Origin of the sequence: Streptomyces sp. NPDC004065, from assembly GCF_044903565.1 — a bacterium.
Classification (GTDB): Bacteria; Actinomycetota; Actinomycetes; order Streptomycetales; family Streptomycetaceae; genus Streptomyces.
This window is the reverse complement of the sequence record NZ_JBJDQT010000005.1, coordinates 1-21,732: the sequence shown is the minus strand read 5'-3', so window position 1 is coordinate 21,732 and position 21,732 is coordinate 1. Positions and strand designations below refer to the sequence as shown.

Below are 21,732 nucleotides of genomic sequence, written 5' to 3'. Positions count from 1 at the left end.
GGCGACCGGTCCCCGCGCCGGGGCCGTTGGCCGCCGTCAGGTCAGTGGCAGCCGGTACATCCCGCCCGGCAGCGGCTCGACCAGTCCGTCGGCGACCAGCCCGTCCAGCGCCCGGGCCCGCTGGACCGGCTCGTGCCACACCCGGTCGAGCGCGGTCTGCGGGACCGGCGCGTGCGCCTCCCGCAGTACGGCGAGCAGCTTGCCGCGCACCTGACGGTCGGTACCGGCGTACGTCTGGCCGCGGCGGGGCGGGCCGTCGTGCGCGGGCTTGCCCGCGAGCCGCCAGGCGCAGTGCGCGGCGATCGGGCAGCGGTGGCAGGACTCGTTCTTCGCCGTGCACACCAGCGCTCCGAGTTCCATGGAGGCGGCGGCCCAGCGGGCGGCGGTCCCCTCCTCCTCGGGCAGCAGGGCGCGGGCGAGCCGGCGTTCGGCGGCGGTGGTGGCGTTGGGCGGGTACTGCACGCCGGTGACCGCGCGGGCCAGCACGCGCCGGACGTTGGTGTCCAGTACGGCGTGCCGCTGGCCGTAGGCGAAGGAGGCGACCGCCGCGGCCGTGTACTCGCCGATGCCGGGCAGCGCCAGCAGTTGCGCGTGCTCGGTGGGCACGTCGCCGCCGTGCCGTTCCGTTATGGCGACCGCGGCGCCGTGCAGGCGCAGGGCGCGGCGCGGGTAGCCGAGCCGGCCCCAGGCGCGGACGGCCTCGCCCGGCGCCTCCTTGGCCAGGTCGGCGGGGCGGGGCCAGCGTCCGAGCCACTCCTCGTAGACCGGCAGGACCCGGCTGACCGGGGTCTGCTGGAGCATGAACTCGCTGACCATCACGCCCCAGGCGCCCGCCTCGGGGCGGCGCCAGGGCAGGTCGCGGGCGTGCTCGTCGAACCAGCCGATGACCTGGGCGTGCAGGGTCGCCCCGAGCGCGGTGCCGGGGGGCTCGGTGGCGGGGCCGGTCGGGGCGGCGGGGCTGCTGTGTGGGGGCAGTGTGGGCGCAGTCATGACGCCTCCGATCCTGCCACGCGGAGAGGGGCCGCCGTGGGAGGCCGCGGGACGCGGCGTGCGGGCCGCGCGGTGACGGAGCGTGCGGACGTGGTCACGCTCTTTGCAAGGGGGTGCGCGTAAGGACGTTGCCGTGATGATGATCGGGAAAAGTTGCGCTCCACGCGGCGGGTGGGGCCGGTGAAGGCCACGATCTCTCGTACAGTTTGGGCCGTGGGATCTCTGCGTACACCCGTTGGGCCGCTTCCCCCCTCCATCTACTGGCGACGGAGGGTCGTGCTGCTGTCCGTGGTCGCCCTGTTGGCGCTGCTGATCACGTGGATCGTCACGGCGGGCGGCGGGGGCCGCAAGGACAACGGCGGCGGTGCCGACGGCAAGAATCCCTCCCCCTCGACCATCACGCCGGGGCCCTCCGGGTCCGGTCCGGCGATCAGTCAGCATCCGGGCGGCCGGGACGAGTCGAGCGGCGGTGGCTCGGGAGGGTCCGCGCCGGGCGGTTCCGGCGGCTCGGGCGCGCCGGGCGGTGCCGGCTCCGGGGCGGGGTCCGCGTCCGGCGGGCCGGCCGGAGGCGGGGGCGGCGGTGCCGCGGGTGGCGGCGCGGGTGGCGGCGGTGCGGGCGCCGTGCTGCCGGTCGGCACCACACTGCCCAACTGCACCACGAGCGCGGTCAAGTTGACCCTGCGCAGTGTGCGCAACTCCTACGCCCCCGGGCAGAAGCCCGTGTTCGAGCTGACCGCGAAGAACTCCTCGGGCGGGGACTGCAAGGTGGACCTCGGCCCGAAGTCCGCGGTGGTGACGGTCACCAAGGCCGGCAGCGGGGACGACTACTGGTCCTCCGCCGACTGCCCGAGGACCGCCGGGAGCCTGCTGTTCCGGGTGCCGGCCGGCAGCGGCATCACGTACACCGTGCAGTGGGACCGCAGGCCGAGCGCCCCGCAGTGCGCGACGCCTCCGGCGGGCTCGGCCGGCCCGGGCACGTACCTGGTGCAGGCACGGGTCCCCGGCCACGGCAAGCTGCAGACCTCGTTCGTGCTGTCGGCGGACTGAGACGCGGGGCCGGCCGGCCGCGCCCCGCCCCGGCGGGAGCGGCGGGAGCCGCCCCGGCGGGAGCGGCGGGAGCCGCCCGGAGCGCCGGGAGCCGCGCGAGCGCCGGCGTACCGCGTCAGACGTAGCGCTCCAGGATCGACGACTCGGCCAGCCGCGACAGGCCCTCGCGCACACTGCGTGCCCGCGCCTCGCCGACGCCGTCCACCGTCTGCAGGTCGTCGACGCTCGCGGCCAGCAGCTTCTGCAGGCCGCCGAAGTGCTCGACCAGGCGGTCGATGATGGCGCCGGGCAGCCGCGGCACCTTGGCCAGCAGCCGGAAACCGCGGGGCGAGACCGCCGAGTCGAGGGTCTCGGGCGAGCCGGTGTAGCCCATCGCCCGGGCCACCGTGGACAGTTCCAGCAGCTCGGCGTGGGTGAGCGCGTCGAGTTCGGCGAGCGCCTCGTCCACGGTGCGGGAGCGCTTGGCGGTGGGCTCGGGCACGTAGTCCCGGACGACCAGTTCGCGTTCGGGTTCCACGCCCGCGATCAACTCGTCGAGCTGGAGCGCCAGCAGACGCCCGTCGGTGCCGAGCTCCACCACGTACTCGGCGATCTCGGTGGCGATGCGGCGCACCATCTCCAGGCGCTGCGAGACCGCCGAGACGTCCCGGACCGTCACCAGGTCCTCGATCTCCAGCGCCGACAGCGTGCCCGCGACCTCGTCCAGGCGGAGCTTGTAGCGCTCCAGGGTGGCCAGGGCCTGGTTGGCGCGGGACAGGATCGCCGCGGAGTCCTCCAGGACCCGGCGCTGCCCGTCGACGTAGAGGGCGATCAGCCGCATGGACTGGGAGACCGAGACGACCGGGAAACCGACCTGCTTGCTCACCCGGTCCGCGGTGCGGTGCCGGGTGCCGGTCTCCTCGGTCGGGATCGTCGGGTCCGGGACCAGCTGCACGCCCGCCCTGAGGATCTTCGACAGGTCCGAGGAGAGCACGATGCCGCCGTCCAGCTTGCACAGCTCCCGCAGCCGGGTGGCGGTGAACTCGACGTCGAGGACGAAACCGCCCGTGCACATCGCCTCGACCGTCTTGTCGGAGCCGAGCACGATGAGCCCGCCGGTGTTGCCGCGGAGCACCCGCTCCAGACCGTCCCGCAGGGCCGTGCCGGGTGCCACGGCGCTCAGTGAGGCGCGCATCAGGCCATCGGCACCGGAACTCCCGCCGGACTTTCCGGGAGCTGCCGCCCGGTCGTTGGCTGCCACTGCACTCCTCCGGTCGCAGGTTCTTCTGGCGCTCCCGTTTCGCACACTTCGTTCGCACGGACGGGCGAGACCAGGGCAAAGTCTACCGGCGGTCCTCCGGCTCCCGCGGGGCCTCTCGGCGACGGGAGCGCGGCAGGACCCGCAGCGCGTCCCCTATGTCCGCCACTTCCAGCACCTTCATTCCCGCCGGGACCTTGCCCGGGTCGCCCGGAACGAGGGCGTGCGTGAAGCCCAGACGGTGCGCCTCGGCGAGCCGGCGCTGGACCCCCGTGACCCGTCTGACCTCGCCCGCGAGGCCGACCTCACCGATCGCGACGAGGTTCTTCGGCAGCGGGGTGTCACTGGCCGCCGACGCCAGGGCGAGGGCCACCGCGAGGTCGGCGGCCGGCTCGGACAGCTTCACGCCGCCGACGGTCGCCGAGTAGATGTCCCGCTTGCCCAGCGCGCTGATCCGCCCCCGCTGCTCCAGCACGGCCAGCATCATCGACACCCGTGAGGTCTCCAGGCCCGACGTGGTGCGCCGCGGGGAGGGGATCTGCGAGTCCACGGTGAGCGCCTGCACCTCGGCGACCAAGGGGCGGCGGCCCTCCAGGGTGACCGTGAGGCAGGTGCCGGGCACCGGTTCGTCGCGACGGGTCAGGAAGAGCCCGCTGGGGTCGGCCAGGCCCGTGATGCCCTCGTCGTGCAGCTCGAAGCAGCCGACCTCGTCCGTCGCGCCGTAGCGGTTCTTGACGCCGCGGACCAGGCGCAGGCGCGCGTGCCGGTCGCCCTCGAAGTGCAGCACGACGTCGACGAGGTGCTCCAGCAGGCGCGGGCCCGCGATGGCGCCGTCCTTGGTGACGTGGCCCACCAGCAGCGTGGACATCCCGCGCTCCTTGGAGGCGCGGATCAGCGCGCCCGCCACCTCCCGCACCTGCGCCATGCCGCCGGGCGCGCCGTCGATCTCGGGCGAGGCGACGGTCTGCACCGAGTCGAGGACGAGCAGCGACGGCTTCACGGCGTCCAAGTGGCCGAGGACGGCGGCCAGGTCCGTCTCGGCGGCCAGGTACAGGTGGTCGTCGATGGCGCCGATGCGGTCGGCGCGCAGCCGCACCTGGCTCGCGGACTCCTCGCCCGTGACGTACAGCGTGCGGTGCTCGTCGCTCGCGGACTTGGCCGCCACGTCCAGCAGCAGGGTGGACTTGCCCACGCCCGGCTCGCCCGCGAGCAGCACGACCGCGCCGGGCACGAGTCCGCCGCCGAGGACGCGGTCGAGTTCGGGCACCCCGGTGGAGCGGGCGGCCGCCTGGCGGCCGTCCACCTGGCCGATGGGCACGGCGGAGGTGGTGACGCGGCCGGGCGCCGTCGTACGGACCGCGGGCGCGCCGTACTCCTCGATCGTGCCCCAGGCCTGGCACTCCGGGCAGCGGCCGAGCCACTTGGCCGTCTGCCAGCCGCATTCGGTGCAGCGGTAGGACGGGCGGTCCTTGGCGGTCTTGGTACGGGTGGCCATGGACGAAACCGTAGCCGCAGGCACTGACAACCCGGGCCCCGGCCGTCCGGGAAGAGGGACGCGCGGAGGTCGCGGAGGTGCGGCGGAGGGGCCGTGCAGGGGCGGTGGAGGGGCGGCGTAAGGGGCCGCGCGAGCCAACGAGCCACGGAACGGAAGGTTCCTGTCCCCTTATGAGGGATCGTTTCACCCGTACGAATTAAAAGTGCTCAAGGGACAAGAGCGGACGATCCCTCGCCGCCTACGGTCGCACAGGTGATGAGCAGCAGTACGGAGACCTCGACCCGCACGACCGGTGCCCACCGGACGCACCGCGAGGCGCGCGACCGCGCTGCCGCGCGCACCCTGGCCCAGCGCCCGCCCGCCGGTTACGACCCCTATCTGGACGGCCTGTTCACCTACTGCCTGTCCGTGCTGTGCGACCACGAGGCGGCGACGGCCGCGCTCGGGGACGCGCTGGCGTTCGCCGAGCGGCGCGGGCAGCGCGTCCCCGAGGCCGCCGCACGGCGCCGTGCCTGGCTGTACGCGCTGGCCCGCTGGGCCTGCCGGCGCAAGCTGGCCGAGGCCAAGCAGAAACGTCCGGCCACGCACGCCGCGGGGGGCGGCCGGCACGGCGGCGACCGCCGGCGTCCCGTCCGGCAGCACACCGGGGGCCCCGCCGCCACCGCCGGCGCCGCCCCGCCCGTCTCCGACGAGACACGGCAGGAGCACCGGCGCGAACTCTCCCTGCTGGCGTGGCCGGAGGCGGCCGGCACCACCCCGGAGCAGCGGGAGGCGCTCGAGCTCGCCGTGCGGCACCACCTCGCATCCCACGAGGTCGCCGCCGTGCTCGGCCTGGACGCCGCCGCGACCCGCGAACTGCTCGCCTCCGCCGCCTGCGAGGTCGAGCGCACCCGCGCGGCCCTCGCCGTGGTCGAGACCGGCTCCTGCCCGGGCGTGACCGCCCTCACCGGGGACGGGGGGCTCGTGCTCAGCCCGGCGCTGCGGCGCGAGCTGGTCCGGCACGTCGACGACTGTCCGCGCTGCCGCCGCACCGCCGGGCGCGCGCTCCCCGGCCGCTGGCCCGGCGCCACGGTCACCCCCGCCGAGCTGCCCCTCGTCCCCGCGCCCCGCGCGGCCCTGCACATGGCGATGGCGCACCACTCGCGCGCGCGGGGCGCCGTGCCCCGGCTGGACCGGGAGGGCTTCCCGATGGACCCCAGGGACCACGCGGCCCGCAGGGACCGGCTGCGCGCGCGTGCCGTCACGACGACCGTGGTGGCCACCGTGGTCGCCGCGCCGGTGCTGGCGCTGTGGGCCGCCTACCGCGGCGCCCCGGTGGGCGAGGGCGACGGCGGCCCCTCCGCGACCGCGCACGCGGGCGATCCGGGCGCCGCCGGCGACGCGGACACGGGCGGCGGGTACGAGAACGCGGGCAACGCCCGCCCGGGGCCGGGCGCCGGCTTCGGCACGGGGACCGGGACCGAAGTCTCCGTGGAGGTCCTCAGCGTCCCCGGCGGCGGCCACCGGCGCGGCCACCTGAGCGTGTCCGCCTCGAACGACGGCGACACCACGCTCGTGACGCTGCGCGCGGCGGGCCCGGAGCCGGTCCGCTGGTCCGCCACCACCGGGGCGTCCTGGCTGTACCTGAGCCGTTCCTCGGGCACGCTGGAGCCGGGCGAGTCACTGACGATCAGGGTGTACGTCGACCATCTGCGCGAGCCGTCCGGCCACTGGAGCGCCCGTGTGGCGATCGCGCCCGCCGGAGCCGTGGTCTCCATCGAGGGCCGGGGCAGCGCGCCCGCCTCTTCCGCCCCGGTGCCGAGCCGCTCCGCCGAACCGCCCCCGGCGTCCGCCACGCACCCGGCACCGGCCTCCACGGGCTCCCCGGGCACCGCCGGCCCGTCACCGAGCGGCCCACCGCCCTCGCCCGACCCGACCCCCACGCCGAGCGCGACCGACCCGTCCCCGTCCGGCCCGGGCGGCTCGTCCCCGCCGCCCTCGGACTCCGGTGACCCGAGCCCCTCGGACCGTCACGACCGTCCCGTCGGCCCCAGCGGTCCCGACCGTACCGACGGCCCCAGCCGTCCCGATCGTCCCGATGGCCCCAGCCGTCATGACCGTCCCGACCGCGCCGACCGCGCCGATCGTCGCGATCGCCACGATCGTTAGGGCGCCTGCGGATGGTCCGTGCCGGACGCCGGACGCCGGACGCCGGTCCGGAGACGTCCGTGGGTGCGGTGCGACCGTCAGGCGGGGTCCGCCGGATGCGGTGCCACCAGGGGCAGCCCCGAGGCCAGCCGCTCCTCGCACAGTTCGGCCAGGCGGTCGTAGCCGGCCTTGCCCATCAGCTCGGTCAGCTCGGCCCGGTAGGAGACGTACACCGGCTCGCCCGCGCCGTGCGCCGAGGTCGCCGAGGTGCACCACCAGTGCAGGTCGTGACCGCCCGGGCCCCAGCCCCTGCGGTCGTACTCGCCGATCGACACCTGCAGGACGCGGGTGTCGTCGGGGCGGTCGATCCACTCGAAGGTGCGCCGGATCGGCAGCTGCCAGCACACGTCCGGCTTGGTCTCCAGCGGCTCGCGGCCCTCCCGCAGCGCCAGGATGTGCAGCGAGCAGCCCATGCCGCCGGGGAAGCCGGGCCGGTTCTGGAAGATGCAGGACCCCTGGAAGGGGCGGGTCTGCCGGGAGCCCTCGTCGTCCTCCGACACCCAGCCGCCCCGCGTGCCCTCCGCGTGGTTCTGCCAGATGTCCGGGGTGAGCCGGGCCACATGCTCCGCCACCCGCTTCTCGTCGTCCTCGTCGGAGAAGTGGGCACCCAGGGTGCAGCACCCGTCGTCCGCGCGTCCTTCCTGGATGCCGTGACAGCCCCTGCCGAACACGCAGTTCCAGCGAGAGGTCAGCCATGTCAGATCACAGCGGAAGACCTGCTCGTCGTCCGCCGGATCCGGGAACTCCACCCATGCGCGCGCGAAGTCGAGTCCCTTCTCGTCGGATTCCGAGTCCTTCCCGTTCGACTTCACCGCTTTCGCCGGTTTCGTCGGGTTCGCCGATTTTTCGGTCTTCGCCTTTTTCGTCTTTGGCACCCGTCCAGGGTAAGTCGCCCGGTGCCCCCCGCGGGACCGTCCCGTCCCGGCCGAAGCGGGCGGAGGACGGCCCGGGGGGCAGTAGCGTTCCGTACATGAGACTCGGTGTCCTCGACGTGGGTTCGAACACGGTGCATCTGCTGGTGGTCGACGCGCACCCCGGCGCGTGCCCGCTGCCCGCGCACTCGCACAAGGCGGAGCTGCGGCTCGCCCAACTCCTCGACGAGGACGGCGCGATCGGCTCCGACGGGGTCGACCGGCTGATCTCGGTGATCCAGGACGCGCTGCAGGCCGCCGAGGACAAGGGCGTGGAGGACCTGCTGCCGTTCGCCACCTCCGCCGTGCGCGACGCCCGCAACGCCGACGACGTCCTCGCGCGCGTGCAGGCCGAGACCGGCATCGGGCTGCAGGTGCTCAGCGGCGAGGAGGAGGCCCGCCTCACCTTCCTCGCCGCCCGCCGCTGGTTCGGCTGGTCGGCGGGGAAGCTGCTGGTCCTGGACATCGGCGGCGGCTCCCTGGAGATCGCCTACGGCATCGACGAGGACCCCGACGCGGCGGTGTCCCTGCCGCTCGGCGCGGGCCGGCTCACCGTCGGCTGGCTGCCCGGCGACCCGCCCGACGCGGAGGACGTACGGGCCCTGCGCCGCCATGTGCGGACCGAGATCGCGCGGACGGTCGGCGAGTTCAGCCGCTTCGGCGCCCCCGACCACGTGGTCGCCACCTCCAAGACGTTCCGCCAGCTCGCCCGCATGGCCGGGGCGGCGCGCTCGGCCGACGGCCTGTACGTGCAGCGCGAGCTGAAGCGCGAGTCCCTGGAGGCCTGGGTGCCGCGGCTGGCCGGCATGACCGCCGAGGAGCGCTCCGAGCTGCCCGGCGTCTCCGACGGCCGCGCGAGCCAGCTCCTCGCGGGCGCGCTGGTGGCCGAGGCCGCGATGGACCTGTTCGGTGTGGAGCGCCTGGAGATCTGCCCGTGGGCCCTGCGCGAGGGCGTGATCCTGCGGCGCCTGGACCACATGGGCACGGCCTGAGCGGACCGGTCCTGGGGAGGGGCGCGGCCGGTTTCCGCCCGCGCCCCTCCGCCGCCGTACGCCACCGGCCGGCCCACACGCCGGCGGGCCCCGGCCCGTCCGGGCCCCGGCCCACCCGCCCGGCCTCCCGCGCCCGCCCTCCCCCCGGGGCCTGCGCCCCGTACCCACGCCACCCCGTACCGACGCCACCCCGCCCGCGTCCCCGCCCCGCGCGTGCCCCCGCGCCCGCCCGCCCCGCGCGTGCCCGCCCCGCTCCGGCGCCCCGCCCCGCGAGTCCGCCGCGCCCGTGCACGGACGTGCGCGGCGAATCTCACAACGGCGCCCGGGCGCCCCGCACTCGCCGAGCACACCCCGTAACCTGTCCCCCATGGCAGAGCCAGTCGTGCGCGTTCCGGATGCGAAGGTCGCCCTGTCGACGGCCTCCGTGTACCCGGAGTCGACGGCGACGGCCTTCGAGATCGCCGCACGCCTCGGGTACGACGGCGTCGAGGTCATGGTGTGGACCGACCCGGTCAGCCAGGACATCGAGGCGCTGCGCAGGCTCAGCGACTACCACCGCGTCCCGGTCCTCGCCGTGCACGCCCCGTGTCTGCTGATCACGCAGCGGGTGTGGTCCACCGACCCGTGGGTCAAGCTCCAGCGCGCGCGGGCGGCGGCGGAGAAGCTCGGCGCGGGCACGGTCGTCGTCCACCCGCCCTTCCGCTGGCAGCGGCAGTACGCCCGGGACTTCGTGGCCGGCGTCTGGCGCATGGCGAACGAGACGGACGTGCGGTTCGCCGTGGAGAACATGTACCCCTGGCGCTACCGCGACCGCGAGATGCTCGCCTACGCCCCCGACTGGGACGTCACCAAGGACGACTACCGGCACTTCACGATCGACCTCAGCCACGCCGCGACCGCCCGCACCGACGCCCTGCAGATGGTCGACCGCATGGGCGACCGCCTCGGGCACGTGCACCTGGCCGACGGCCGGGGATCGGCGAAGGACGAGCACCTCGTGCCGGGCCGCGGCACCCAGCCCTGCGCCGAGCTGCTGGAACGTCTCGCCCTGTCCGGCTTCGACGGCCATGTCGTCATCGAGGTCAACACCCGCCGGGCCATGTCGAGTGCCGAGCGCGAGGCCGACCTGGCCGAGGCGCTGGCGTTCACGCGGCTGCACCTGGCGTCCGGCGTGAAGGTGGACCGATGACCGGCGCCACCGTCCGCCGCCGCGGCCGCCCCCGGCGCGAGGAGGCCTCCGGCACCCGCGACCACATCCTCGCCGTGGCCCGGGAGGAGTTCTCCGAGCGCGGCTACGACAAGACGTCGGTCCGGGGCATCGCCAAGGCCGCCGGGGTCGACTCCGCCCTCGTCCACCATTACTTCGGCACCAAGGAGCAGGTCTTCGCCGCGGCGATCGAGGTCGCCTTCGCGCCCGCCCTCGGCGCGCCGGAAGCGCTCGCCGACGGCCCGCTCGAGGGTGTGGGCGAGCGGCTCTCCCGCTATGTCCTCGGCGTCTGGGAGAACCCCACCACCCGTACGCCCCTGCTCGCCATCGTCCGCTCCGCGGTGAACAACGAGACCGCGGCGGCCGTCTTCCGCCGGCTGATCGCCTCCCAGCTGCTGCGCCGTATCGCGGCCTCGCTGGACCTGCCCGACGCGGAGCTGCGCGCCGAGCTGGCCGCGGCCCAGCTCGTGGGGTGCGCGATGCTGCGGTACGTGATCAAGGTGGAGCCGCTGGCGTCGGCGGACGTGGAGCAGATCATCGCCAGGGTGGCGCCGGTGGTGCAGGGCCACCTGACCGCGCCCTGAGGCCCCACCACCTGGCCGCGCCCCGAGCCCCGGCCACCTGGCCGCGCACCAGGCCCGGCCACCCGACCGCGCCCCCCGAGGCCCGCCGGGACGAGACACGCGTCCCGCATTCCGGACACCGCGTCCCGACCCCTGGATGAGCGGCGTACGCTCGACGGAGTCAGAACTCTGCCGCCCTGCCAGACTCCACGACTTCCCGGCAGGACCGCCCGGCAGAACTCTCCGAAGGAGCGAGCGACGATGCCCGAGCTGAGGTCCCGCACAGTCACCCACGGCCGCAACATGGCGGGCGCCCGCGCCCTTATGCGCGCCTCCGGTGTACCCGGTGCGGACATCGGCCGGAAGCCGGTCATCGCGATCGCCAACAGCTTCACCGAGTTCGTGCCCGGCCACACCCACCTCCAGCCGGTCGGCCGGATCGTCAGCGAGGCGGTCCGCGAGGCGGGCGGCATCCCGCGCGAGTTCAACACGATCGCGGTCGACGACGGCATCGCCATGGGCCACGGCGGCATGCTGTACTCGCTGCCCTCCCGCGACCTGATCGCCGACAGCGTCGAGTACATGGTCGAGGCGCACTGCGCCGACGCGCTGATCTGCATCTCCAACTGCGACAAGATCACCCCGGGCATGCTGATGGCCGCCCTGCGCCTGAACATCCCGACGGTCTTCGTCTCCGGCGGCCCCATGGAGGCCGGCCGCGCGACCCTGGTCGACGGCACGGTGCGCACCCTCGACCTGATCGACGCGATCGCCGAGGCCGCCAACGACAAGGTCTCCGACGCCGACATCCTGCGCATCGAGGAGAACGCCTGCCCGACCTGCGGCAGCTGTTCCGGCATGTTCACCGCCAACTCGATGAACTGCCTGACCGAGGCGATCGGCCTGTCCCTCCCCGGCAACGGCTCCGTCCTGGCCACCCACACCGCCCGCAAGCAGCTCTACGTCGACGCCGCCCGCACGGTGATGGACCTCACCCGCCGCTACTACGAGCAGGACGACGACACGGTCCTGCCCCTGTCCATCGCCACCTTCGCGGCCTTCGAGAACGCGATGGCCCTGGACATCGCCATGGGCGGCTCGACCAACACGATCCTGCACCTGCTGGCCGCCGCCCAGGAGGCCGGCGTCCCCTTCGGCCTGGAGCAGATCGACGCGGTCTCGCGGCGCGTCCCGTGCCTGGCGAAGGTGGCCCCGAACGTGGCCAAGGACCGTACGTACTACATGGAGGACGTGCACCGGGCCGGCGGCATCCCCGCCCTGCTCGGCGAGCTGCACCGGGCCGGCCTGCTCAACGAGGACGTGCACGCGGTCCACAGCCCCTCCCTCGCCGACTGGCTCAAGACCTGGGACGTGCGCGGCGGCTCCCCGTCCGCCGAGGCGGTCGAGCTGTGGCACGCCGCCCCCGGCTGCGTCCGCTCGGCCGAGGCCTTCTCCCAGTCGGAGCGCTGGGAGGCCCTCGACGACGACGCCGAGAACGGCTGCATCCGCAGCGTCGAGCACGCCTACTCCAAGGACGGCGGCCTGGCCGTCCTCCGGGGCAACCTGGCGGTCGACGGCTGTGTGGTGAAGACCGCGGGCGTGGACGAGTCGATCTGGACCTTCGAGGGCCCGGCCGTGGTCTGCGAGTCGCAGGAGGAGGCCGTCCAGAAGATCCTCACCCAGCAGGTCAAGGAGGGCGACGTCGTCGTCATCCGCTACGAGGGCCCCAAGGGCGGCCCCGGCATGCAGGAGATGCTCTACCCGACCTCCTACCTGAAGGGCCGCGGGCTGGGCAAGGCCTGCGCACTCATCACCGACGGCCGCTTCTCCGGCGGCACCTCGGGCCTGTCCATCGGCCACGCCTCCCCGGAGGCGGCCTCCGGCGGCACGATCGCCCTCGTCGAGGACGGCGACCGCATCCGCATCGACATCCCGGGCCGCAGCATCGAGCTGCTGGTGGACGAGGCGGAACTGTCCCGCCGCGAGCAGGCCCTGGGCGGCCGGTACGCCCCGAGGAACCGCGACCGCAAGGTGTCGGCCGCCCTGCGCGCCTACGCCGCGATGGCCACGAGCGCGGACAAGGGCGCCGTGCGGGACGTGTCCAAGCTGGGCTGAACCGGTCCGGGACCGCGTGGGGGCCGCTCCTGTCGGACGGGAGCGGCCCCCGCGCGTCACGGACCGGGCGGGGCGGGCCCGCGCGCGGCACGGGGGCGTTGGGGTCTGCGCGTGCCGCGGGGCCGGCTGCCTGTGTGCGTGTCGCGGTGCGGCGGGTTCCGCGGGTGCGGCGGGCCCCGCGGGTGTCATGGGGCGGCGGTCCTTCGCATGCCGCGGGTCCGTCGGGCCCTGCGCGCGTGTCACGGGTGCGTCGGGCCCCGCGCCTGCCACGGGGCCGGGGGTTCCGCGCATGTCACCGGTCAGGCGGGTCCGGGGTCTGCCTCGGGTGCCGCGGGCCCGGTGCCTGTCGCCGGCCGCCGCGGCTCACCAGCCGGACGGATCGCGTCCGTCCACCGCGAAGACGCTGCCGTCCGGGGCGGCCGCGTACACATGGCCGCCGGCGACGAGGGGCGTGGGCAGCGAGGCGGCCACCCGGTCCGCGTGGGCCCCGAGCCGCGGCCGGGTCTGCCCGGCCAGGGCGCCGGTGCGGCCGTCCACGGCCAGCAGACGACCGTCGCCCGCGGTGAAGTACACATGGCGGGTGTCCGCGACCGGCGCCGAACCCCGGCTCACGGACGTCTCCAGCCGCCATCGCACCGCCCGCGCGGACAGGTCGACCGCGTCCAGCGAGCCGCCGGCACCGAGCAGGTGGACGACGTCTCCGTGCACGCCCGCCTGCACCGAGTCGCGGGGCACGGACAGCGTGACCCGGACCGACGCCCGGGTGGCCGGGTCGTAGCGGACCACGGCGTCCACCCGGCCGTAGCCGGAACTCCGCTCGGCGGCGAGCAGGACGAGCGAGCCGGCCCTGCTGCCCACGGGCGTCAGCGTGCCGCGCAGCCGCGCCTCCCAGCGCACCTGGCCCGTCCGCGGGTCCACCGCGACGATCCGGGTGGCCGAGCCGTCGTCGGAGGTGCCGGCCGCGTAGGCCAGCGGATCGCCGGGGAACGCCGAGAAGTTCAGAGGGCCCGGCACCGGCACCCGCCGGCTCCACCTGGTCGCGCCCGACGCCGGGTCCACGCCCCGGACCGTGCCGTCGTCCCCGGAGAGGAGCAGCATGCCGCCCGCGTACCGGATCCCGCGGTATGCCGGAACGTTCCGCTGCCAGCGCGGCCTGCCGGATGCGGGGTCCAGCGCCTCCAGACGCCGGCCGTGGTCGAGCATCGGCTGCACCAGGCCGCCCGCGACGACCGGCGGCGTCCCGCGCACGGCACGGGTCACCGCGTGCCGCCACAGCAGGCGGCCGTCGGCCGGATCGAGGGCGTAGACCAGCCCGTCGCGCGCGCAGACCAGCTTGCCCGCGCCCAGCGAGCAGTGGGGCACGCCCTGGCCGCCGGAGACCGGTGCGGCCACCCACCCGTGGAAGGCCGCGGAGGTCGCCCCGGGGAGGGTGCTCCCCGACGCCGCGCCGCGCGCGGGACCGGCGCCGTCGAGCAGCTCGACCGAGGCCAGGCTTCCGCCCACGACCAGCACCAGCGCTCCGGCGGCCAGTGCCAGCCGCCGCCCGCGCGACCCGCCGCCGGGCCACCGGACCCCCGCGCCACCCGTCTGCCCGGCGGAGCCGCCCTCCTGCCCCGCCGGCTCGTCACCGCCCGTCGGTTCCCCGGGCCGCGCAGCACCCGCGAGCCCGCCCGGACCGCCCGACCTGCCCGACTCGGCGAGTCCGTCGGACCCCGCCCGACCGTCGGCCCCCGCGTCACCGTCGGCCCCCGCGAGCCCGCCCGGCCCCGCGTGACTGCCGGGCTCCATGGGACCGTAGGGCTGGGCGTGCCCGCTGGCCCCCGCCGACCCGCCGGCCCGCCCCCGTCCGCCGGACCCGGACCCTGACCCGGCCCAGCCCGCGCCCTCGGGGGTCCCCGACACGCGCTGCTCCGGTATGAACGCCTGGGTGTCGTACGAGGCCGCCACCGACCGCAGTTCCCGCATGAGTTCGTCGGGCGTGGGCCGGTCCTCGGGCTCCTTGGCCAGACAGCGCAGCACGAGCGGCGCCAGGTTTCCCGGTACGCCGGTCAGGTCCGGCTCGTCGTGCACCACCTGGTAGGCCACGATGTACGGGCTGTCCGAGTCGAACGGGCCGCGCCCGGTGGCCGCGTGCACCAGCACCGAGCCCAGGGCGAAGACGTCGGCCGCCGGACCGACCTCGCGTGGCCGCCGGAACTGCTCGGGCGCCATGAACGGCGGTGTCCCGATCAACTTGCCGGTCTCGGTGCGCAGTTCGCTGTCCGTCGGCCTGGAGATGCCGAAGTCGATGACCTTCGGACCGTCCTCGGCGAGCAGGACGTTGCTCGGCTTGAGGTCCCGGTGCACCACGCCCACCCGGTGGATGTCGCGCAGCGCCTCGGCCAGCCCGGCCATCAGCCGGCGCAGCTCGGCCGGGGCCATGGACCCGTTCCGCTTCACCTGCTCGGACAGGGTCGGCCCGGGGATGAACTGGGTGGCCATCCACGGCCGTTCGGCCTCCGGGTCGGCGTCGACCACGGGCGCGGTGAACGCGCCGCTGACCCGCCGGGCCGCCGCCACCTCCTGCCGGAACCGCCCCCTGAACTCGGGGTCCCGGGCGAACTGGGCATGTACGACCTTGACCGCGAGCTTCATTCCCGAGGTGCTCCGGGCCAGGTGCACCACTCCCATGCCACCCGAGCCGAGGCACGACTCGAGGCGGTAGTGACCGGCGTACTCCGGAAGTTCCGCTTCCGCGCCCGCTCCGGTGTTGCGCTGTGGCGTCATGACCACCCCCGTGCTGTTCGTCCGCGCGCGCGACGGACGGAGCCTAGTCCATGGCCCGGACGGGACCGAGGCGGCCTGCTGGCGCCGGGGTGCGAATTCCGTACAGGTGTTTAGTGGTGTGTGATGGGAGGGAATCAACGGGACCCCATGGCGGTCATGGGGCTCAACGGGGGAGGTATGTCCATGTCTGTCGAGGACGTCGAGCAAGTCAGGGACCGGGGCGGGGACGGGGACAGGGCCGGGGACGAGGCGCGGACCGCCGTGGCCGCGGCCGCCGCGGCCGTGCGGTACTACCCGGTGGCACCGGGCGTCCGGGTCAATGTGCGCAGCGGCCCGGGAACCGGCTACGGCATCGTGCGGGTGCTGCCCGAGGGCGCCTCCGTGCCGATCTACTGCCAGACCCCGGGCACCCGGGTCACCGGCACGTACGGCACGTCGAACATCTGGGACAACATCGGCAGCGGCCAGTACGTGGCCGACGCCTACGTCCACACCGGCAGCGACGGTTACGTCACCTCGCGCTGCGGCTGATCCCGCCCGGAGCCCGCGGAGCCGCCGGAGCCATAATCGTCCCGTGAGCGACGAGAACGGCACCCCGGAGACCCCCGCGGGCTCCCCCGCGTCCCCGGCGGGACCCCGCCCCGAGCCCCTGCGCTTCTTCGGCACGACCTGGGTGGACCACGACAAGGGCTACACCGCCCGCCGGATCGGTGTCGCCGCCGGCTCGCTCGCCGCCGCCGCGGCCTCCTGCCTCGTGCTCCGCTTCGCCTACGAGGGGCTCCGCATCGCGGACTCCGGCGCCTTCGTCATGGCCCTGGTCGTCGTGATGTTCGCCGTCTGCAGCGCGCTCGCCTTCCGCCACACCTGGGACGGCTTCAGCAGGCGCCCCGACCCCGAGCGGCAGGCCTCCCTGCGCGGCCTGCTGGCCATCGGCTTCGTCGGCTCCCTCCTGGCCTACTTCTTCCGCTCCCTCACCGAGGCCCCCGGCGAGAAACTCCACCGCGAGGAGTACCGGCAGGCCCGCGAGCAGTACGAACGCCGGACCACCCGCCGCTCGGGCAACCCGCGCAAGCGCCGCCGCTCCTGACCGCGGCGGGCCGGCCGGGCGGGTGAGCTGGGCAGGCCGGCCCGGCGGGCAACGCCCGGCACGGGACGCGCGGCGGGCAACACGCGTCACGCGACGAGCGATGCGCGAGGCGCGGCGGCCGCCGAGCCGGGAGCCGCAAGTGGCGGACGCCCCTTGCCCCCGCCCCTCCCCATGCCCCCTTTCGCAGCGCACCATGGGTGCATGACGACGACCGCATCCGTCACCCCCGCCACCCCCACCACACCCGCCACCCCCACCCCGGGGTCCGACTCCCCGGCGCGCACCGACCGTGCCCGTGCCCACTCCTTCAACGCCGCCGCGGCCCAGTACGCCGCGAACCGCCCCTCCTACCCGCCCGCGCTGCTCGACGCGCTCGAGGAACTCACCGGCCGCCCCCTGGCCGGCGCGCGCGTCGCGGACATCGGCGCCGGCACGGGCATCGCGACCGCCCTCCTGCACCGGCGCGGCGCCCGGGTGGTGGCCGTCGAACCGGGCGAGGGCATGGCGGTCCAGTTCCGCCGCACCCACCCCGGCCTTCCCGTCGTGCGCGGCGACGGCGACGCGCTGCCCCTGGCCGACGGCTGCGCCGACCTGCTCACCTACGCGCAGTCCTGGCACTGGACGGACCCCGCGCGCTCCGTGCCGGAGGCGCTGCGGGTCCTGCGCCCGGGCGGCGCGCTGGCCCTGTGGTGGAACACGGACGCCCTCGACGTCGAGTGGATCGCGGGGCAGAGCCGCCGCGTCGCCCGGTTCTTCGGCCTCGACGACGCCCCCGCCCCCAAGGGCGCGGCCGGCGCCCGTGCCGACCGGGCCGACCCCTCCGGACGGTTCCGTTTCACCAGGCGCGTCATCCGGTGGAGCCGTCGCGTCCCGCTCGACACCCACCTCGCCAACGTGGGCAGCCACTCGGCCTTCCTGGTCTGCCCCGAGGAGCGGCGGGCGGCCTTCCTCGCCGAGGAGCGCGCGCACCTGCTGAGGGCGTTCCCGGACGGCGCCGTCGAGGAGACGTACGACCTGCTGCTCCTCCTCGCGGCCAAGCCCTGAGCCCCCCGGCCCTTGACGGCGACCGGTGCCGCGCGAGTTAATCAGCACATGATGAATAACCCTGGTCCGCCGGCGTCGGCGCCGGCACCGGACGCCGTGCGTGCCGAGGGCCTCACCGTCGTACGCGGCCCCCGCACGGTCCTGCGGGGCCTCGACTTCGCCGTCCCGCGCGGGCAGATCACCGGACTGCTCGGCCCCTCCGGATGCGGCAAGTCCACCCTCATGCGGTCGATCGTCGGCACCCAGGCCAAGGTCACCGGCACCCTGGAGGTCCTCGGCCGGCCCGCCGGCCACCCCACCCTGCGCACCCGCATCGGCTACGTCACCCAGGACCCCTCCGTCTACGACGACCTGACCGTCCGCCAGAACCTCGACTACTTCGCCGCGATCCTCGACCCGGGCCGCGCCGCGGCCGCACGCCGCCACGACGACGTCACCCGGGCCATCGCCGACGTCGACCTCACCAGCCACACCGACGCCCTCGCCGGCAACCTCTCCGGCGGCCAGCGCAGCCGCGTCTCCCTCGCCGTCGCCCTGCTCGGCTCCCCCGAACTGCTGGTCCTCGACGAGCCGACCGTAGGACTCGACCCGGTCCTGCGCCGCGACCTGTGGAACCTCTTCCACGACATCGCCGCCACCCGCGGCGCCACCCTCCTCGTCTCCTCCCACGTCATGGACGAGGCCGAGCGCTGCCACCGCCTCCTGCTCATGCGCGAGGGCGAGATCCTGGCCGACGACACCCCGGACGCCCTGCGCTCGCGTACCGGCGCCGACACCGTCGAGGCGGCCTTCCTGCACCTGGTCGACGAGGCGGTCGCAGCCGGCCGCACCAAGGAGTCAGCACGATGAGCAGCACCACGACGACCACCGGGCAGGCCCACCACCACGCGCAGACCCCGTCCCGCGCCCTGAGCGCCGCCCGCACCACCGCCACCGCCGCCCGCGTCCTGCGCCAGCTGCGCCACGACCCCCGCACCATCGCCCTGATGCTGCTGGTCCCCTGCCTGATGCTGGTCCTGCTGCGCTACGTCTTCGACAGCAGCCCGCGCACCTTCGACAACATCGGCGCCTCGCTGCTCGGCATCTTCCCGCTGATCACCATGTTCCTGGTGACCTCGATCGCCACCCTGCGCGAGCGCACCTCCGGCACCCTCGAACGCCTCCTGGCCCTGCCGCTCGGCAAGGGCGACCTCATCGCCGGCTACGCCCTCGCCTTCGGCGCCCTCGCGATCGTCCAGTCGGCCCTGGCCACCGGCCTGGCCCTGTGGCTCCTCGACCTGGACGTCACCGGTTCACCGTGGCTGCTCCTGCTGGTCGCCCTGCTCGACGCGCTCCTCGGCACCGCCCTCGGCCTCTTCGTCTCCGCCTTCGCGGCCTCCGAGTTCCAGGCCGTCCAGTTCATGCCGGCGGTGATCTTCCCCCAGCTCCTGCTGTGCGGCCTGTTCACCGCCCGCGCCAACATGCACCCGGTCCTGGAGGCCGTCTCCGACGTCCTGCCGATGTCCTACGCGGTCGACGGCATGAACGAGGTCCTGCACCACACGGACATGACGGCGACGTTCCTGCGGGACGTGCTGATCGTGGCGGGCTGCGCGGTCCTGGTCCTGGGCCTCGGCGCGGCGACACTGCGCCGCCGGACGGCGTGACGGCCGCGGACGCGCCCGCACCACACCCGGCCGCGGGGGCGGACGCGCCCGCACGACGTCCGGCGGCGGGGGCGGACGCGCCCGCACACCCGGCCGGGGGCGGCCGCACCGCGCGAACCCCTGTCCGTCAGCCGGACGGTCCGCCGTCCGCCGCACCGCCGGTGCGAGGATGAACCCATGACCCAGAAAGTCGCCGTCCTAGGCACCGGCAAGATCGGCGAAGCCCTCCTCAGCGGAATGATCCGCGCCGGCTGGTCCCCCGCCGATCTGCTGGTCACCGCCCGCCGCCCGGAGCGCGCCGAGGAACTCCGCAGCCGCCACGGAGTCACCCCGGTCACCAACCAGGAGGCCGCCAAGACCGCCGACACCCTGATCCTCACGGTCAAGCCCCAGGACATGGGCACCCTCATGGACGAGCTGGCCCCGCACGTCCCCGCCGACCGCCTGGTGATCAGCGGCGCCGCGGGCATCCCCACCGCGTTCTTCGAGGAGCGGCTGGCCGCCGGCACCCCGGTCGTGCGCGTCATGACGAACACCCCCGCCCTGGTCGACGAGGCCATGTCCGTCATCTCCGCCGGCACCCACGCCACCGCCGGCCACCTCGCGCACGCCGAGGAGATCTTCGGCGCCGTGGGCAAGACGCTCCGCGTCCCGGAGTCGCAGCAGGACGCCTGCACCGCCCTGTCCGGCTCGGGCCCCGCGTACTTCTTCTACCTGGTCGAGGCCATGACCGACGCGGGCATTCTGCTCGGCCTGCCCCGCGACAAGGCCCACGACCTGATCGTGCAGTCCGCGATCGGCGCCGCGGTGATGCTCCGCGACAGCGGCGAGCACCCCGTCAGGCTCCGCGAGAACGTCACCTCGCCGGCCGGTACGACGATCAACGCCATCCGCGAGCTGGAGAACCACGGAGTGCGCGCCGCGCTCATCGCCGCGCTGGAGGCCGCCCGCGACCGCAGCCGCGAGCTGGCCTCCGGCAACAACTGACGCCGCCGGCACCGGGGGCGCCCGGCCCGGGCGCCCACCGGCCCCTCCGGCGGGCGGCCAGCCGCGGGCGAACAGGCCTCTCCGGCGGACAGGCTGCCTCAGGCGGCCAGCAGCCCGATCGCCCGGTACGCCGCGTCCACCGTCGGCCGCGCCATCTCCCTGGCCCGGCGCGCGCCCTCCCGCAGCACCGCGTCCACCCCGGCCGGGTCCGCGCACAGCTCCCGGTGCCGCCGCCGCACCGGCCCGAGCAGCTCGACCACGGCCTCCGCGGTGTCCTTCTTCAGGGCCCCGTACGAGTCGTAGGCACCGCTGAGCCGCTCCGGGTCGCCGCCCTCGCAGGCGGCGAGGATCTCCAGCAGGTTGGCGACCCCGGGCCGCGCCTCCCTGTCGTAGACGACGTCCCGGCCGCTGTCGGTCACCGCCCGCATGATCTTCCTGCGCACGACGTCGGGTTCGTCCAGCAGATAGACGATGCCCGGCCCCGAGTCGTCGGACTTCCCCATCTTCGAGGCGGGCTCCTGAAGGTTCATCACCCGCGCCGCGACCTGCGGGCGCGTGGCCCTCGGCACCACGAACGTGTGCCCGTAGCGCTGGTTGAACCGCACCGCCAGGTCGCGGGCCAGCTCCACGTGCTGCGTCTGGTCCTCGCCGACCGGCACCTCGTCCGTCCCGTACGCCAGGATGTCCGCCGCCATCAGCACCGGATACGTCAGCAGGGACAGCCGCACGCTCCCGCCGCGCGCCCGCTCCCGGGCCGCCTTCTCCTTGTACTGGATCATCCGCCGCATCTCGCCGTCCGTCGCCACGCACTCCAGCAGGTAGGACAGGCGTGCGTGCTCGTCGACATGGCTCTGCACGAACACGGTGCACAGCGCCGGATCCAGCCCGGCCGCCAGCAGCAGGGTCGCCGCCTGCCGGCTGAGCCTTCGCACCCGGGCGGGATCGTGTTCGACGGTCAGCGCGTGCAGGTCCACCACGCAGAACAGCGCCTCGGACCGGTGCTGGTCCACCTCGGCCCACCGCCGCAGGGCTCCCAGGTAGTTCCCCAGCGTCAGATGCCCGGTCGGCTTGACCCCGCTGAAGACTCGCGTCATCTCCACTCCACTCCATCTCCCCATCGAGGCCGCCCGTCCCGGCGGGCCGCCCCTCGGAGTCCTGGAGGGGGAAACGAGAACGGCCGCCGAGGCGGCGGCCGTTGCATGCGTACGTGAGAGCGCGGCCGCCGGTCAGGCGGCCCACCAGTTCTGGGTGCACGTACGCGTCATCACGTCCACCACAGTACGCCGCTCAGCGGACCCGGGCAGGGGCTTGACACGGCCTGTGGGCGTCCGTAGGGTTCTTCGGGTTGTCACGGGACCGGAAGGGTTCTGCGGCAGCGACTTCCGCCGCACACGCGGCACACCACACCTCAGTACGGCCTCCCAGTGGGAAAGATTTCGGCGTGCCCGAATTCAATTC

General features: G+C 74.8%; 18 protein-coding genes. 12 read left to right on the top strand and 6 right to left on the bottom strand.

From position 1 onward, the window contains the following. Nucleotides 1–36 precede the first annotated feature (36 nt). Nucleotides 37–990: an A/G-specific adenine glycosylase gene (locus ACI2LW_RS08590; protein WP_404730430.1), complete on the bottom strand. Its 954-nt coding sequence runs from the start codon at nt 988–990 to the stop codon at nt 37–39. Nucleotides 991–1,203: 213 nt separating this feature from the next. Between ACI2LW_RS08590 and ACI2LW_RS08585 the strand changes: the two genes are divergently transcribed. Beyond that, nucleotides 1,204–2,037, top strand: coding sequence for a hypothetical protein (locus ACI2LW_RS08585; protein WP_404730429.1), 834 nt, complete (start codon nt 1,204–1,206; stop codon nt 2,035–2,037). A gap of 115 nt (nt 2,038–2,152) precedes the next feature. Here the strand turns inward: ACI2LW_RS08585 and disA are convergent, their stop codons facing one another. Both disA and radA read right to left on the bottom strand, forming a co-directional pair. Continuing rightward, nucleotides 2,153–3,277, bottom strand: coding sequence for a DNA integrity scanning diadenylate cyclase DisA (disA, locus tag ACI2LW_RS08580; RefSeq protein ID WP_404730428.1), 1,125 nt, complete (start codon nt 3,275–3,277; stop codon nt 2,153–2,155). Between the two features lie 82 nt (nt 3,278–3,359). Then, nucleotides 3,360–4,769: a DNA repair protein RadA gene (radA, locus tag ACI2LW_RS08575; protein ID WP_404730427.1), complete on the bottom strand. Its 1,410-nt coding sequence runs from the start codon at nt 4,767–4,769 to the stop codon at nt 3,360–3,362. Between the two features lie 255 nt (nt 4,770–5,024). On the opposite strand from radA, the gene ACI2LW_RS08570 reads away from it, so the two are divergent. Next, on the top strand, nt 5,025–6,917 hold the full coding sequence (locus tag ACI2LW_RS08570) for a hypothetical protein (RefSeq protein ID WP_404730426.1): 1,893 nt from the start codon (nt 5,025–5,027) through the stop codon (nt 6,915–6,917). Between the two features lie 77 nt (nt 6,918–6,994). Here ACI2LW_RS08570 and ACI2LW_RS08565 read toward each other — a convergent pair whose 3' ends face one another. After that, nucleotides 6,995–7,831 carry a hypothetical protein gene (locus ACI2LW_RS08565; RefSeq protein WP_404730425.1) on the bottom strand — a complete coding sequence of 279 codons (837 nt, stop codon included), beginning with the start codon at nt 7,829–7,831 and terminating at the stop codon, nt 6,995–6,997. A gap of 95 nt (nt 7,832–7,926) precedes the next feature. Here ACI2LW_RS08565 and ACI2LW_RS08560 point away from each other — a divergent pair, with 95 nt between their 5' ends. The 4 genes from ACI2LW_RS08560 (at nt 7,927) to ilvD (ending at nt 12,744) form a co-directional block, all read left to right on the top strand. Next, nucleotides 7,927–8,859 (top strand): Ppx/GppA family phosphatase, encoded by a 933-nt coding sequence (locus ACI2LW_RS08560; protein WP_404730424.1) that lies wholly within the window; start codon nt 7,927–7,929, stop codon nt 8,857–8,859. A gap of 367 nt (nt 8,860–9,226) precedes the next feature. Continuing rightward, nucleotides 9,227–10,048 carry a sugar phosphate isomerase/epimerase family protein gene (locus ACI2LW_RS08555; protein WP_404730423.1) on the top strand — a complete coding sequence of 274 codons (822 nt, stop codon included), beginning with the start codon at nt 9,227–9,229 and terminating at the stop codon, nt 10,046–10,048. Further along, the gene (locus ACI2LW_RS08550) at nt 10,045–10,650 is read left to right on the top strand and encodes a TetR family transcriptional regulator (RefSeq protein ID WP_404730422.1); all 606 of its coding nucleotides are present in this window, start codon (nt 10,045–10,047) and stop codon (nt 10,648–10,650) included. The genes ACI2LW_RS08555 and ACI2LW_RS08550 overlap by 4 nt, the downstream gene beginning before the upstream one ends. A gap of 240 nt (nt 10,651–10,890) precedes the next feature. Then, on the top strand, nt 10,891–12,744 hold the full coding sequence (ilvD, locus tag ACI2LW_RS08545; protein ID WP_404730421.1) for a dihydroxy-acid dehydratase: 1,854 nt from the start codon (nt 10,891–10,893) through the stop codon (nt 12,742–12,744). A gap of 363 nt (nt 12,745–13,107) precedes the next feature. On the opposite strand, the gene ACI2LW_RS08540 is transcribed toward ilvD, so the two are convergent. After that, a complete protein-coding gene (locus ACI2LW_RS08540; protein WP_404730420.1) occupies nt 13,108–15,510 on the bottom strand; it encodes a serine/threonine-protein kinase in 2,403 nt (800 codons plus the stop codon). A 183-nt stretch (nt 15,511–15,693) separates the two neighbouring features. Between ACI2LW_RS08540 and ACI2LW_RS08535 the strand changes: the two genes are divergently transcribed. The 6 genes from ACI2LW_RS08535 to proC all read left to right on the top strand — a co-directional run bounded on the left by ACI2LW_RS08535 (nt 15,694) and on the right by proC (nt 20,274). Further along, entirely contained in the window at nt 15,694–16,041 is a 348-nt protein-coding gene (locus ACI2LW_RS08535; RefSeq protein ID WP_404730419.1) for an SH3 domain-containing protein, read from the top strand. Between the two features lie 43 nt (nt 16,042–16,084). Continuing rightward, the gene (locus tag ACI2LW_RS08530) at nt 16,085–16,597 is read left to right on the top strand and encodes an EamA/RhaT family transporter (RefSeq protein WP_404730418.1); all 513 of its coding nucleotides are present in this window, start codon (nt 16,085–16,087) and stop codon (nt 16,595–16,597) included. Nucleotides 16,598–16,798: 201 nt separating this feature from the next. Next, a complete protein-coding gene (locus ACI2LW_RS08525; protein WP_404730417.1) occupies nt 16,799–17,641 on the top strand; it encodes a class I SAM-dependent methyltransferase in 843 nt (280 codons plus the stop codon). 48 nt (nt 17,642–17,689) lie between these two features. Continuing rightward, entirely contained in the window at nt 17,690–18,490 is an 801-nt protein-coding gene (locus tag ACI2LW_RS08520; protein ID WP_404730416.1) for an ABC transporter ATP-binding protein, read from the top strand. After that, nucleotides 18,487–19,287, top strand: a complete 801-nt coding sequence (locus ACI2LW_RS08515; protein ID WP_404730415.1) for an ABC transporter permease — start codon at nt 18,487–18,489, stop codon at nt 19,285–19,287. Before ACI2LW_RS08520 ends, ACI2LW_RS08515 begins: the two co-directional genes overlap by 4 nt. 177 nt (nt 19,288–19,464) lie before the next feature. Continuing rightward, complete coding sequence (proC, locus tag ACI2LW_RS08510) at nt 19,465–20,274, top strand: pyrroline-5-carboxylate reductase (RefSeq protein ID WP_404730414.1); 810 nt, start codon at nt 19,465–19,467, stop codon at nt 20,272–20,274. A gap of 98 nt (nt 20,275–20,372) precedes the next feature. Here the strand turns inward: proC and trpS are convergent, their stop codons facing one another. Next, the gene (gene trpS, locus ACI2LW_RS08505) at nt 20,373–21,368 is read right to left on the bottom strand and encodes a tryptophan--tRNA ligase (protein WP_404730413.1); all 996 of its coding nucleotides are present in this window, start codon (nt 21,366–21,368) and stop codon (nt 20,373–20,375) included. Nucleotides 21,369–21,732 lie beyond the last annotated feature (364 nt).

Coding starts and splice junctions, on each gene's coding strand:
- ACI2LW_RS08550 (WP_404730422.1), top strand. CDS start 10,045: ATGACCGGCGCCACCGTCCGCCGCCGCGGCCGCCCCCGGCGCGAGGAG.
- ACI2LW_RS08570 (WP_404730426.1), top strand. CDS start 5,025: ATGAGCAGCAGTACGGAGACCTCGACCCGCACGACCGGTGCCCACCGG.
- ACI2LW_RS08560 (WP_404730424.1), top strand. CDS start 7,927: ATGAGACTCGGTGTCCTCGACGTGGGTTCGAACACGGTGCATCTGCTG.
- radA (WP_404730427.1), bottom strand. CDS start 4,769: ATGGCCACCCGTACCAAGACCGCCAAGGACCGCCCGTCCTACCGCTGC.
- ACI2LW_RS08520 (WP_404730416.1), top strand. CDS start 17,690: ATGATGAATAACCCTGGTCCGCCGGCGTCGGCGCCGGCACCGGACGCC.
- ACI2LW_RS08535 (WP_404730419.1), top strand. CDS start 15,694: ATGTCTGTCGAGGACGTCGAGCAAGTCAGGGACCGGGGCGGGGACGGG.
- ACI2LW_RS08540 (WP_404730420.1), bottom strand. CDS start 15,510: ATGACGCCACAGCGCAACACCGGAGCGGGCGCGGAAGCGGAACTTCCG.
- ACI2LW_RS08555 (WP_404730423.1), top strand. CDS start 9,227: ATGGCAGAGCCAGTCGTGCGCGTTCCGGATGCGAAGGTCGCCCTGTCG.
- trpS (WP_404730413.1), bottom strand. CDS start 21,368: ATGACGCGAGTCTTCAGCGGGGTCAAGCCGACCGGGCATCTGACGCTG.
- ilvD (WP_404730421.1), top strand. CDS start 10,891: ATGCCCGAGCTGAGGTCCCGCACAGTCACCCACGGCCGCAACATGGCG.
- proC (WP_404730414.1), top strand. CDS start 19,465: ATGACCCAGAAAGTCGCCGTCCTAGGCACCGGCAAGATCGGCGAAGCC.
- ACI2LW_RS08525 (WP_404730417.1), top strand. CDS start 16,799: ATGACGACGACCGCATCCGTCACCCCCGCCACCCCCACCACACCCGCC.
- ACI2LW_RS08515 (WP_404730415.1), top strand. CDS start 18,487: ATGAGCAGCACCACGACGACCACCGGGCAGGCCCACCACCACGCGCAG.
- ACI2LW_RS08590 (WP_404730430.1), bottom strand. CDS start 990: ATGACTGCGCCCACACTGCCCCCACACAGCAGCCCCGCCGCCCCGACC.